The organism is Pseudarthrobacter sp. RHLT3-21, from assembly GCF_059383495.1.
Genome location: NZ_JBWZCI010000046.1, coordinates 1 through 11,248, shown reverse-complemented (window position 1 = coordinate 11,248; position 11,248 = coordinate 1). Strand labels below are relative to the sequence as shown.

Genomic DNA, 11,248 nt, shown 5'->3' with positions numbered 1-11,248 from the left:
CCAAAAATACTCGCCCTCCCAGGACCGGCGTGGATCAACCAACCCAAGGAAATCCCCGAACAGTCAGCCGCCTAACTCCCGTTGGTACCGTTCAGCTTGAAAAATTCCGGGGCTCCGGCCCGTTACTACGTCAGGAAACTACATCGTTACCTCCCCGTGGACCTTGCCAGCGAGATCTGGCGACGCAGGCCGGACCTTGTTGACGATCCTGAAACGCCCATGGGTTTGCTGGATCCGGCAGAGCTGGATTATCAGGCTCTCATGAAGCACTCTGTGCTGGCTCGGACAGCAGAAATTCGTGAGTCAACCGGATTCGGCCTCGTGGACCATATCCACGAACTCGAAGTGCTCTACAAGCGATTCCATGACGGGGTTGCCACCATACGACTCACCACGGGGCTGGAAAAACGCGCAAAGGAAAACGCAGGTCACCTAGTGATATGGCGACAGGCCCTGGAAGAAGCACTTGGTCTCGTTCGTTAGCTCGGAGTAAGTGAACAGATTCCGGCCCGGGTCATATCGAGCTCCAGGGCCATACCGGCGGTGAGCGAGTTGGCGCGCTTCATGACCGCGTACAGGCCGCGTACGCTTTTGGATGTCACATGCCCCTGCGCCGCAACCTGGGCCTTCGCGCAGTCGAGGTCCACCCGACCAGCACTCGAAGCTTGTCTGTCGTCACGAAATTTTCTCCGCTCTAAGTTGGGAGCCACGACGCTGTGGCGCCCCGAATAACCGTAGATGAAATGTGATCCACGCAACACACCTGCCGGTGTCATAAGTCGGGGGGCTCCGCGGCAGCGTGGTCCAGCCCAACACTAGCAATATCTACCGATATCTATCGTTTTGCTATAGTTGTATATACTTCACTAGACATTCGTAGAGATGAGGCTGCATGGACCCTGTATCGAATCCCTACTCGCCCGGAGCAGGACGAAAACCGGCGGCCCTTGTCGGACGCGACCAGCCCCGCCGGGATTGGCAGGTTGCCATCGAACGTGTTGAAGCAGGCAGGACGGCTCAGCCTTTCGTTCTTTACGGGTTGAGAGGGGTGGGCAAGACAGTCCTGCTCTCGGATTTCCGCCGGTCCGCGAACAACCGGGACTGGCTCGTCGCACAAGTCGAAGCGGGCGCCGGCAAGGCACTGCGCGAGGCGCTGGGAGAAGCCCTTCACGCGCCTCTTGCCGATCTGGCACGCCCGTCGGCCGGGCGCCGGCTGCTCAAGGCCTTGAAGACAGCCGTCAGCTTCAAAGCCTCTTATGACCAGAGCGGAACCTGGAACTTCGGTCTGGACCTTGCAGGAGCATCCGGCGGGGGAGCGGACACTGGCGTCCTCGAAACCGACCTCCGCAAGCTCATCCACGACCTGGCATTAGCTGCAGAGGAGGAGAACGTCGGCCTGGCCATCCTGATTGACGAAGCCCAGGATCTTGATCAGGCCGAACTGGTAGCGCTCTGCGCCATCGCCCACGCCGCCGCCCAGGATGACTGGCGCGTACTTTTCGCCTTTGCCGGCCTGCCGAGCCTGCCCAGAGTCCTCGCGGAAGCGAAATCCTATGCCGAACGGTTCAACTACGAAAAAATCGAGGAACTCCGCGGACCCGTCGCCTCGGAAGCATTGACGAAGCCCGCAGCCGAGGATGGGGTCGAGTGGGACGACTCCGCCGTCGCTCTCATCGTCAACGAAAGCGCCGGCTACCCGTACTTCCTGCAACAATTCGGACAGGACACATGGAACGCCGCCACCGGCGCGAGCATCACCTACGAGGACGCCCGCGTCGGTGCAGCTAACGGCCGGGCAGCCCTGGACAGCGGATTCTTCCGCGCCCGATGGGACCGGGCAACCCGGGCCGAACAGAACTACCTCAGGGCCATGGCCGAAGACAGCGACAAAGGCAGCTCATCGGGGGAAATAGCAGCGCGCCTGGGACGCAGTCCGGCAAGTTTCGGCCCGATTCGCGCAAATCTGATCGCGAAGGGCCTCGTCTACGCTCCCGAGCATGGAGTCATCGCCTTCACAGTCCCAGGAATGGCGTCCTTCATCAAACGCCAGTCCAATTGAGCCTTGAGCTGCCGTGAGAGGACAGGGGCTTGAGGACCAATGCTCGGGAAAGTCACGCTAAGCCGAGTATTGGTCCTCAAGCCCCTCGTCCCATTCGGCCCAGGTCCGGACCGGGATCTGGGATTTCAGCAGTATGCCGGGCTTGGTGTGCGAGCGGCCCCGCGGGCAGAGTTTCGCCCGTTCACCGGCGAGTTTGCGGTCGATGGTCGCCGCGCTCATGCGCATCAGCAGAGCAGCCTGCGCGTCGGTGACCTCAAGCTCCTTGTCCCGGCGCAGCAGCGGCACCAGGACCGGCAGCATCGGGGCCAGCAGCCTGCCGGCAGGGGCGCGCAGCACCGCCCAGCACGTGACCAGGGATGGCAGCAGATCAGGCTCGTAGACCGGCGTCCGGCCCGGTCTGGGCTTGACGATCTTCAGGACCAGGGCCTCCCGCAGAGCGGTCCGGGCGTAATCGCGGTGCCAACCGGTCAGCTCGACCAGCTCGTTCAGGATCCGGGACTTCCCTGCACGATCGGTGCTTTTGTAGGCGAGGGCTTTCTTCTTTGTCACAGCTTGCCGCTGGACCATCGTTAGCTCCATGAAAACGGGCATAGTCCCCATACGCCGCCCCATCCGGAAACCACGCCGCTACGCGGAGGAATTCAAATCAGGCAACGTATCCGGCTACGCGGAGGTTTTCTATGAGCATCGCGACCTGTTGACACGTCTGCAGACGTCTCCTAGTGTTGTCCCCATGCTACAGACCATAAGTGATGGGGACCACATCCAACTCGATGGCCAGCAGGCTCTACACGCCCAGGTGGCGGACAAGCTGCGCTCGTTTGCCGAAGAGTTGGGAACGGGCGCGAAACTACCCTCAGAGGCTGAACTCGTCCAGGGGTTGGGCGTCTCGCGTACGACCATTCGGCGGGCGATAAAAGCCCTTACCGAGAGCGGAGTCCTTGATGTTCAACATGGGCGGGGAACGTTTGTCGCCTTCCGTCCAGTAACGCAGTCGATAGATCGGTTCGGCCCCTTTGTAGAGTCGCTGACAGCTGAGGGTGAAAAGACCACGGAGTTAGTTGACAGTGAATGGCGGACGGGCTGGGACGTACCCTCCGCAATCGGCGGACCGGATCTCCCGGGCTTCGGGTTCCGCTGGTTGCACCGGATCAATGGTCGTCCGCATGCGCTCTTCGACTGTACCCTGCCTGTTGATATCGGACAGAAGATCGACCGCAACCTGCTTGCGACCACCCCTATCTACTACATTCTGGAGGAACAACTCGGCATCGTTCCCCGCGCCGCCGACTACACCTTCACCGCCGGTCCCGCCAACGACGATGTCGCTTCCCTGCTCAACGTCGAACCCGCCAGTTCCCTGTTGATTCTGGAGCGGAAGACGAAGGATCTGTCCGGAACCATCGTCGAATGCGGACGCTACTTCCTCGTGCCCGAACTGCATCAAATTCGGCTGAGCGCCAGTGCAACCCGCCTTGCCTCGGTCTTGGACTTCGACGGCCGAACCAGCTAAACCCCCAGTCACCTTCAACCTTACCCAGCTCGCCGTAACCATTACGTCGGCTATCCCGTCATGCCCATATATATCCCCACAGAAATACGGAGAAACACCATGTCAAACACACTCGCCACAGAGACAATCGCCGTCATCGGGCTCGGCGCAATGGGACTTCCCGTTGCCCGCAACCTCGCTGTTGGAGAGGGCGGTGTGGTCGGCTGCGACCTGGATCCCGGCCGGCGCACACGCTTCGAGGAAGACGGCGGACGGGCCGTCACGCTTCCCCGTGACCTGCCGACGTCGGTTAAGACGTTCTTCGTCCTATTGCCCAACCCAGCAATCACCGAGGCCGCGATTTTCGGCCCCGATGGCCTAGCCTCCACGCCTGGCCTGCTCAGCGAGGGAAAGGTAGTGGTCAACCTTGGGACCATCGGCCCGGACGCCGTCCTCGATCTCGGTAAGCGACTCGCAGAGCTGGGTACTGCGATTCTGGACCTTCCCATGGGGAAAAGCTCCGCCGCTGCCGAAGCCGGCGAACTGTCGCTCCTTGCGGCGGGGGACGAACAAATTTTCTCGGCGATCCGGCCGCTCCTGGACCACATCTCGACCGAGGTCGTGTTCTGCGGCGAGCTCGGCCTTGCCTCCACGATCAAGATTGTCAACAACCTAGTATCCTCAACCATCGCCGATGTCGTGGCACAAGCTCTGGCACTTGGAGCGGCGTCGGGGGCGCCTCTTGACCTCATGATCAAGTCCCTCTCGGCCACCGGGGCCGACAACTGGCACCTGCGCAACACGTTTCCTAACAAGGTCGCTCACCGTGACTTTGCCCCTGGGTTCAGTGTCGACCTCGCAACCAAGGACATGCGAATCGGGCTTGAAATGGCTGCGAAGCGCAGCATCCCGCTCCCGACGGTAAGCCAGTCGTACCAGCGCTACCTGCAGGCACAGCAGGACGGCTACGGACAAGAAGACTGGGGCGCGCTGGCCAAGGTCGCCGAGAAGAGCGCCGGCACCGAACTTCGTTGAGCATCGACCCGAAATCAATCCGAACCGAGAGGAACGCTATGACCACCTCTACACCAGTCGGACATCGTCTCGCCGTACCGGGCGAGCTTATCCTCGACGAACTGGCCGCCTGTCAGATCACGCACGTGGTCACGGTCCCCGACTTCGTCCAGATGTCCGTGCATGCCAAACTGCGCGAAAACTACCTTCCCGATGTCGAAGTGATCCACACGTCCACTGAAGACGAAGCCGTGGTCATCGCCGCGGGACTGTACCTCGGAGGCGCCAACCCTGTGGTCATCATTCAGAACCAGGGACTGTATGCATGCGTGAACAATCTAAGGGCAATTGGCCTTGACTGCGGTCTTCCGATCTTCATGATGATCGGCCAGTTCGGCCGCGAGGAGGAGAACTTCGGCCAGGATCCCGCACTTTCCGATCGCCGAGTGGTCCGCCTGCTCGAACCCCTGCTGGACACACTCGAGATCCCCCACCTGAGCCTCGAAGGGCCGGAAGACATTGGAAACGTCCGACGCGCGTACGAGCTCTCACGCGAACGATCCTGGCCGACAGCCCTCGTTATCGGAGTGCCAACGGCGTGGACCTAAGCCCAGCCAGCGATTACAGGAGTACCAATGCCTCTCACTAGCCGAATAGCCGTGTCCATCATTGCCGAATACCGTTCCCCAGACGCGATCTCGGTATCAACGATGACCGGGATGAAGTTCTTCCACGCCGCATCACCCAGCCCCCTGAACGTCAGCTCCGTACCTATGATGGGAGGCGCTTCAGCCCTCGGACTCGGACTCGCGCTCGCGCAGCCCGCGCGTACGGTCCTTGTACTCGACGGCGACGGAAGCCTCCTGATGCAGCTGGGATCCCTGGCAACCGTGGTCGGAGCGCGACCACAGAACTACGTGCACTTCGTCTTCGACAACGGCGTATGGTTCGAAGGTGGCGGGAACCTGCCGGTGCCCTCAGCCGGAACCACCGATTTCGCCGGCCTTGCGGAAGCAGCGGGCTATGCGGCGACTTACACCATCGGCGACGAAGACCATCTGCGTGAAGCTCTCCCGCGGATCTTGGCCGGCCCCTCGCCGGCCTTCGTCCACCTCCAAATCGAGCCGGACCGCAGCGCCCCGTGGACCGTCGACAACCCGCCCGCAGCATTCCCCGACAACCAGTACGTGCGAATGGGGCAAGAAGCGCGCCTGCTTCAGGCGGCGCTCACAGAAGCCGCGGGCACCGCCCGCGGACCGTCCTTCTAAGGAGACCCAACATGCAGAGTTCAACGACGAAATCTGCGCCTAAGCAGGCGCCCATCAAATTGGTTGCGCTGTCGAGCTACATCGGAGCAACGATCGAGTGGTACGACTTCTTCCTCTATGGCACAGCAGCTGCCATGATCTTCGACAAGTTGTTCTTCCCAACCGCTGACCCTCAGCTGGGAATGATTCTCTCCCTCGGAACCCTAGGCGTCGCCTATCTGGCACGCCCGGTGGGTGGCTTGATCATCGCTCACTACGGTGACCGAATCGGACGTAAGAAGATGCTGGTTCTTACCCTCATCATCATGGGAGTGGCCACTGTATTCGTAGGCCTGCTGCCGACTTACGACACGGTGGGGATGCTGGCACCAATCCTGCTCGTCCTCTGTCGGCTGCTTCAGGGGATAGGCATCGGCGGCGAATATGGCGGCGCCGTACTGATCACCGTCGAATCTTCACCCCGGAAACGGAGAGGCGTGTACGGCAGCATCACCCAACTCGGGGTAGCCAGCGGACTGCTGCTCTCCGCGGGCGTCTTCGCGCTAGTATCCGGAAACCTGGGCGAGGAGGCTTTCCTTACCTGGGGCTGGAGGGTGCCGTTCTTAGCAAGCGCCGTCCTCCTCCTTGTGGCACTCTTCATTCGCCTCGCCATCTCGGAGTCGCCTGCGTTCCAGGAGGTACGCGCCCAAGGACGAGAAGAGCGTCTTCCGCTGGCCACTCTCTTGAAAACCCAGCGCCGAGCGACAGTCCTTGCGATCGGCCAGCGGTTGGCCGAAGCCTGCATTTTCAACCTGTTCGCGGTCTTTCTGCTCGGATACGTAGCGAATCATCTCGATATGCCGCGAGACATAGCCGTTACCGGAGTGCTCATTTCAGCTGGAGTAATGCACATCACAACGATCGCTTTCGGGGCCCTTTCCGATCAAATAGGGCGCAAGAAGGTCTACGTGACTGGGGCACTCCTCTCCGCAGGTTTGATCGTTCCAGTCTTCCTCCTCCTCGACACACGCCAGGTGAGCTTGATCTGGCTGGCGTTCGCCCTCGGACTGGGGGTGGGATGGGCGGCCATGTATGGACCGCTCGCCGCATGGTGGACCGAGCAATTCAGGACCAATGTCCGATACAGCGGCATCTCCATGGCCTACCAGCTAGGTGGTGCGATTGGAGGCGGCTTCACCCCGGTGCTGGCAGCAACCCTGCTCGTGGCAGGCAACGGACATTTCTGGATCATCGCGGCCTTTACGATCGCAGTGTGCCTGATAAGTGCCCTTACAGGTATCCTCGCACCCGAAACGTATCAACGTGATGCCCAAGAAGAATACGACTCCCTAGAGCGTGCCGAGGGCTGTCCTGCAGCCGAACCCAGCCGGAAAGTTGGCGTCCCGGAAGCGTAGCCGGGGTGATATGAAAACTCCGGCCTATGGGCGGAGCGGCTTCCCCGCATCATGGTCAAGCCGCTCCGCCCATAGGGGAAGTGGGCCCACGGCAAGCCAAGAAGCCCCCCAAAAAAACGCCACTTCTGATAACCGCGACACTTCCAGGTGCTGCAGATGCGCAGACAACCCATTTCGCTAGAAAAAAGGGGAAGAATCCCATGACCTTCTCGGCCCAGGAATCAAAAGAACAGGCGTACGCACCAAGCGCCTTGTTCGCGGCCAACGCAAACGCCACCCCAGCACTTCAGGACGCCGCGGACGCGGACCGTCTTGCTCTCTGGGCTGCACAGGCCACAAGACTGCACTGGGACTCCCCGTTCACAGAGGTACTCGACTGGTCCGGAGCGCCCGTCGCGAAGTGGTTCTTGAACGGCCGGCTCAACGTTGCCTATAACTGCCTCGACCGCCACGTACTCGAAGGCAACGGCGACCGCGTCGCCGTCCACTTCGAAGGTGAACCCGGTGACATTCGCGCCCTCACCTACAACGACCTGCTCTCGGAGGTAAACAGGGCTGCCAACGCCTTCACCCACCTCGGGCTCGTCCCCGGTGACCGAGTCGCAATCTATATGCCCATGATTCCCGAGGCCATCGTAACCATGCTTGCCTGTGTCCTCCTCGGCCTGACGCACTCCGTCGTCTTTGCCGGTTTCTCAGCAAGCGCGCTACGTTCCCGTATCGAAGATACCCAAGCCAAACTAGTCCGTGGAGAGCACAACTGCCAGTCCACGGCCGGCTATAGTCCGTCAGGGATCCGGTTTAATGAGCACCCCCAAAGTCCTCATATAGCATCGGCATTCACGGCCGCTACCGTACGACGAGACTGGCACCGTGTCTAGCAACCAGCCACCGCCCAGCAGTCCCGTTCCGCCCACACGCGGAATAATGGCCGAACGGTTGTTGCCTGGCGGCACTGAACCGGATCCACGATTCACGCTCGCCAATGAACGGACGTTCCTAGCATGGATCCGTACCTCGCTGGCGCTGCTGGCCGGGGGCATTGCCATTGAGGCGTTTACAGCAGACCTGTTCCTGGAGCCGCTTCGAAAAGGCTTGGCAGTGCTGCTGCTCCTTCTGGGTATGCTGCTGAGCGGCGGGGCCGCGATCCGCTGGATCAAAGTGGAGCGCAGCATGCGAAACAAGACGCCGCTACCGCTGCCGCTCATCGTTCCACTACTGGCAGTGGCCGGGGCAATCGCTGCCGCAGTCGTCGCAACATTCATTCTCTGGCGCTGAGTCCCGTGGCCCCCATCTGCCAACACATCGGCGAGCCGCACGGGGACCCCGGGCTTCAGCCTGAGCGGACTACCCTGGCATGGGGCCGCACCATGATGGCTCTCGTGACCGTGAGTGCCATTTTCCTGCGGTGGCTGCCCCATCACGGCATGCCTATTCTGCTGCTGCTTGCCGTGGCGATCGCCGCCGCCGGCGCCATCTACCTCACACAGCGCCGGCGCTATAATGCCAGTGCAAGCGGTCTCACACGGGAAAGTCTTGATGCCAATACATCCGCCATCCTGTGGACAGCTTTCGCCGGGATATCACTGGGCGGGCTTGGCATCACCGTTGTCGTCGCCGATTAACTGCACACCACATCAGGGCAGCAGGCTTTCTGCTTGGTCNCCATTCCCTGCCAGCGGCAGGGTCGATGCATCGAAGGATCGGGTTGGTTGTTGGGAGGTTCGCTGGGGGGGGGGGGTGATGCGCACAGGTAGTGCAGCACGACCTCCGGTTGGTTCAGGGACCACCGTTTGGAGTGGCGCGACAAGAAGCTCAAGGACACGGTTGATGGGCTCGGCGTGGTCGCAGTTTCAGTTAGTTTAGCCTGTGCGCTCCTTGCGCGGAGGGAACTAACCGCCGTTAGTGCGGTACTGGGGCTTGAGGACCAATGCTCGGGAAAGTCCCGATAACAGCTTGTTCTGGGCTTATGTTGGGCAGGGTTCTGGTCATGAATGAGCTTTTCGGAGTAGACACCCGAAGAGGATGACGGGACGTTCGAGACCCGGGATCTGCTCGACGCGGTGGATTCCTTTGACGAAATGCGCACGCATCTGAACGGCTAGGGGGTTACCCGTCCACCGGAAATGCGCGATGAGCTCCTGGACCTGCATTCGCTCGCCATGGAAGTATTCCCGAACGGGCCAAAGGACGAACTGGTCAAGCTCTTTGAGCGGACCGAGGAACTTGAGAGCCTGGCTTTCGAGCTCATGATGCAGTCGGAGAAGCTCAACGGGTCGATTCACGAATCCCTAATGGACACAGAACCGGACGAACTCCGCGATCAATAGCCCGTGCAAGGGTGCTGCGCGTCAGCGCTAAGTAACGTCCGATTATTGGGGCTTGAGGACCAGTACTCGGCTTAGCGTGACTTTCCCGAGCATTGGTCCTCAAGCCCCTGGTCGTCTCTGATGGACGGTGCCGTGGCGGCGGCGATGGCCAGGTGGTAGCGGACGGTGCTTTGGCCGACGCCTGCTGTGGCGGCGATTTGTGTGGTGGTGAGGCCTTGCCGGTACAGCTGGACCCACTCCGGGTGCGGCGCTGTCCTCTTATGTTCGGGCATCCCGTTCAGCTGTCCGTGCGGATGGCGATCAGCTTCGTGCCTTCAGGGATGGCGGCCTCGAGTGCGGCCTTGGCGGTTTCGTAGCTCTCGCCGTGAACGCTGATGTGGTCGGTGCTGCCGTCAGCCAGTTGGATCGTTCCGGTGAGTTCCACCGGATCAGCCTAGTTGGCTCTTCGGGTTCCCGGCAGCTGTGCGGCCAAGCCCTCCAGGGCTTGGTGCAGCTGCCCCCGCACGAGAGCCAGCGGTGGACCTGCCCCAGGGCAGGCAGCGTGAATTCCACCCTGATCCCTTCCCAAATCTGATCGCTGATCGGTTCGCGCTCCGGTTTCACCGTCGCCTAGTAGCCGTCGGTGATGGACTCCAGGAGCCACTGGCTGGAGAGGGGATCACGGCGCAGCGTGAACGTACGCAAGGCCGAGTTCGCCGTCAGGCCAACCTGCACCCTCAAATGTTCGATGTCCACCACGTTCCCGATGCCCACCGGCACGGGACTCCTGGTGTCCCACCAGGAGTCCCTGGTGAACCAGTGCACCGGATCGGCCATGACGGCCCAGATGCGGCCGTTATACCGGACGGCCAGCGGGTTGCCGGCCGGGGTGAACCGGACGTCCACGGCAACGTCCAGGGCTGTTTCATTGGCTGTTGCTGTCATGGTCTGCACGCTCTCCAAGGTTCTGTCTCATCAAATCTTCGCGGCGGGTGACCGCCGAACTCCACACCCACGTCCGGTAGGTCACCGGCCCGTCCATCCAGGTCACTTCCGCGGCCTTGGCGGTCCAGGCGTACACCTCGCCGTCCACCAGCTCGGCGCAGTTCAGGAACCTGATCCACGCCTTCACCGGAATCCCGGGGAACCCGTTTTTGACCGGGAACTGCCCGAAGTCCAGCTCTTCGACCGTGAGCCCTATCGGGCCGGCACGCCGCGCATACTGCGCTTGCAGCCTGCTGGCCTGCTCCGGGTTCATATCACAATCTTAGAACATATATTCGAATAGACGCGCCGTAAAAAACGGCTCGGGAGCCGCTGGATTAAGTATGGGGGAGGGGTCCGACAGGAACGGGTTGTACCCAATGGGGACAGCTTTGAGCTGTGCGGAGGGCTCCACCTGCCCCCAGTGGGCACAACCCGTTCAAGGCCATGGTTTCCGCTGCGCTCCAACCAGTTACCGGGCGTCCGCTGGCGCGGCCGGCTGTTGGGTCCAGTGCTGTCCGTCGCAGGGCTCCGGCCTGCCCTGGCCCGTTGTATACGTCTTCGACGTTTTTTGGTTGCTGTCCTCTGGATTCTAGGCGTCCGCTCCACCCCGTCTAGCCCCAATGCCGTTTACTTAGGTTTCTTTGGTATTCGTTTGAGTGGCCAGTTGGACATCTTGCGTTTGACGGCGCGGGTGACAATGCGTTGTCGTCGGAGGGGCAGGAGCT

Annotated in this window: 16 protein-coding genes and 1 pseudogene; 11 read left to right on the top strand and 6 right to left on the bottom strand. The window is 61.3% G+C overall.

The annotated features are described in order from the left end of the window. Positions 1 to 156 precede the first annotated feature (156 nt). Positions 157 to 483: a hypothetical protein gene (locus AC50YA_RS22775; protein WP_494984427.1), complete on the top strand. Its 327-nt coding sequence runs from the start codon at positions 157 to 159 to the stop codon at positions 481 to 483. Here AC50YA_RS22775 and AC50YA_RS22770 read toward each other — a convergent pair. Continuing rightward, positions 480 to 602 (bottom strand): hypothetical protein, encoded by a 123-nt coding sequence (locus AC50YA_RS22770; RefSeq protein WP_494984426.1) that lies wholly within the window; start codon positions 600 to 602, stop codon positions 480 to 482. The two genes, AC50YA_RS22775 and AC50YA_RS22770, sit on opposite strands and share 4 nt — an antisense overlap. 290 nt (positions 603 to 892) lie before the next feature. On the opposite strand from AC50YA_RS22770, the gene AC50YA_RS22765 reads away from it, so the two are divergent. Beyond that, positions 893 to 2,059, top strand: coding sequence for a DUF8462 domain-containing protein (locus AC50YA_RS22765; protein WP_494984425.1), 1,167 nt, complete (start codon positions 893 to 895; stop codon positions 2,057 to 2,059). 57 nt (positions 2,060 to 2,116) lie between these two features. Here the strand turns inward: AC50YA_RS22765 and AC50YA_RS22760 are convergent, their stop codons facing one another. Further along, positions 2,117 to 2,626, bottom strand: coding sequence for a hypothetical protein (locus AC50YA_RS22760; RefSeq protein WP_494984424.1), 510 nt, complete (start codon positions 2,624 to 2,626; stop codon positions 2,117 to 2,119). 10 nt (positions 2,627 to 2,636) lie between these two features. Between AC50YA_RS22760 and AC50YA_RS22755 the strand changes: the two genes are divergently transcribed. The 9 genes and pseudogenes from AC50YA_RS22755 to AC50YA_RS22715 all read left to right on the top strand — a co-directional run bounded on the left by AC50YA_RS22755 (position 2,637) and on the right by AC50YA_RS22715 (position 9,557). Further along, positions 2,637 to 3,572 carry a GntR family transcriptional regulator gene (locus AC50YA_RS22755; RefSeq protein ID WP_252613768.1) on the top strand — a complete coding sequence of 312 codons (936 nt, stop codon included), beginning with the start codon at positions 2,637 to 2,639 and terminating at the stop codon, positions 3,570 to 3,572. Between the two features lie 99 nt (positions 3,573 to 3,671). Next, positions 3,672 to 4,586, top strand: coding sequence for an NAD(P)-dependent oxidoreductase (locus AC50YA_RS22750; RefSeq protein WP_494984423.1), 915 nt, complete (start codon positions 3,672 to 3,674; stop codon positions 4,584 to 4,586). Positions 4,587 to 4,624: 38 nt separating this feature from the next. After that, entirely contained in the window at positions 4,625 to 5,173 is a 549-nt protein-coding gene (locus AC50YA_RS22745) for a thiamine pyrophosphate-binding protein (protein WP_252613770.1), read from the top strand. Between the two features lie 27 nt (positions 5,174 to 5,200). After that, positions 5,201 to 5,833, top strand: coding sequence for a thiamine pyrophosphate-dependent enzyme (locus tag AC50YA_RS22740; protein WP_494984422.1), 633 nt, complete (start codon positions 5,201 to 5,203; stop codon positions 5,831 to 5,833). A gap of 11 nt (positions 5,834 to 5,844) precedes the next feature. After that, on the top strand, positions 5,845 to 7,227 hold the full coding sequence (locus AC50YA_RS22735) for an MFS transporter (RefSeq protein ID WP_252613772.1): 1,383 nt from the start codon (positions 5,845 to 5,847) through the stop codon (positions 7,225 to 7,227). Positions 7,228 to 7,427: 200 nt separating this feature from the next. Then, positions 7,428 to 7,973, top strand: a pseudogene (locus tag AC50YA_RS22730) (AMP-binding protein); the annotation flags it as partial. 181 nt (positions 7,974 to 8,154) lie between these two features. Then, on the top strand, positions 8,155 to 8,505 hold the full coding sequence (locus AC50YA_RS22725; protein ID WP_252613773.1) for a YidH family protein: 351 nt from the start codon (positions 8,155 to 8,157) through the stop codon (positions 8,503 to 8,505). A 5-nt stretch (positions 8,506 to 8,510) separates the two neighbouring features. Beyond that, the gene (locus tag AC50YA_RS22720) at positions 8,511 to 8,852 is read left to right on the top strand and encodes a DUF202 domain-containing protein (protein ID WP_308293078.1); all 342 of its coding nucleotides are present in this window, start codon (positions 8,511 to 8,513) and stop codon (positions 8,850 to 8,852) included. Between the two features lie 501 nt (positions 8,853 to 9,353). Then, positions 9,354 to 9,557, top strand: a complete 204-nt coding sequence (locus AC50YA_RS22715) for a hypothetical protein (protein ID WP_252613775.1) — start codon at positions 9,354 to 9,356, stop codon at positions 9,555 to 9,557. Between the two features lie 71 nt (positions 9,558 to 9,628). Here AC50YA_RS22715 and AC50YA_RS22710 read toward each other — a convergent pair whose 3' ends face one another. From AC50YA_RS22710 to AC50YA_RS22695, 4 genes are all read right to left on the bottom strand, one after another. Next, positions 9,629 to 9,829 (bottom strand): hypothetical protein, encoded by a 201-nt coding sequence (locus tag AC50YA_RS22710; RefSeq protein ID WP_494984421.1) that lies wholly within the window; start codon positions 9,827 to 9,829, stop codon positions 9,629 to 9,631. Positions 9,830 to 9,834: 5 nt separating this feature from the next. Next, positions 9,835 to 9,981 carry a hypothetical protein gene (locus AC50YA_RS22705; RefSeq protein WP_494984420.1) on the bottom strand — a complete coding sequence of 49 codons (147 nt, stop codon included), beginning with the start codon at positions 9,979 to 9,981 and terminating at the stop codon, positions 9,835 to 9,837. A 185-nt stretch (positions 9,982 to 10,166) separates the two neighbouring features. Beyond that, the gene (locus AC50YA_RS22700; RefSeq protein WP_494984419.1) at positions 10,167 to 10,481 is read right to left on the bottom strand and encodes a hypothetical protein; all 315 of its coding nucleotides are present in this window, start codon (positions 10,479 to 10,481) and stop codon (positions 10,167 to 10,169) included. Further along, positions 10,462 to 10,794 carry a hypothetical protein gene (locus tag AC50YA_RS22695; RefSeq protein ID WP_494984418.1) on the bottom strand — a complete coding sequence of 111 codons (333 nt, stop codon included), beginning with the start codon at positions 10,792 to 10,794 and terminating at the stop codon, positions 10,462 to 10,464. Before AC50YA_RS22695 ends, AC50YA_RS22700 begins: the two co-directional genes overlap by 20 nt. Positions 10,795 to 11,248: the final 454 nt, after the last annotated feature.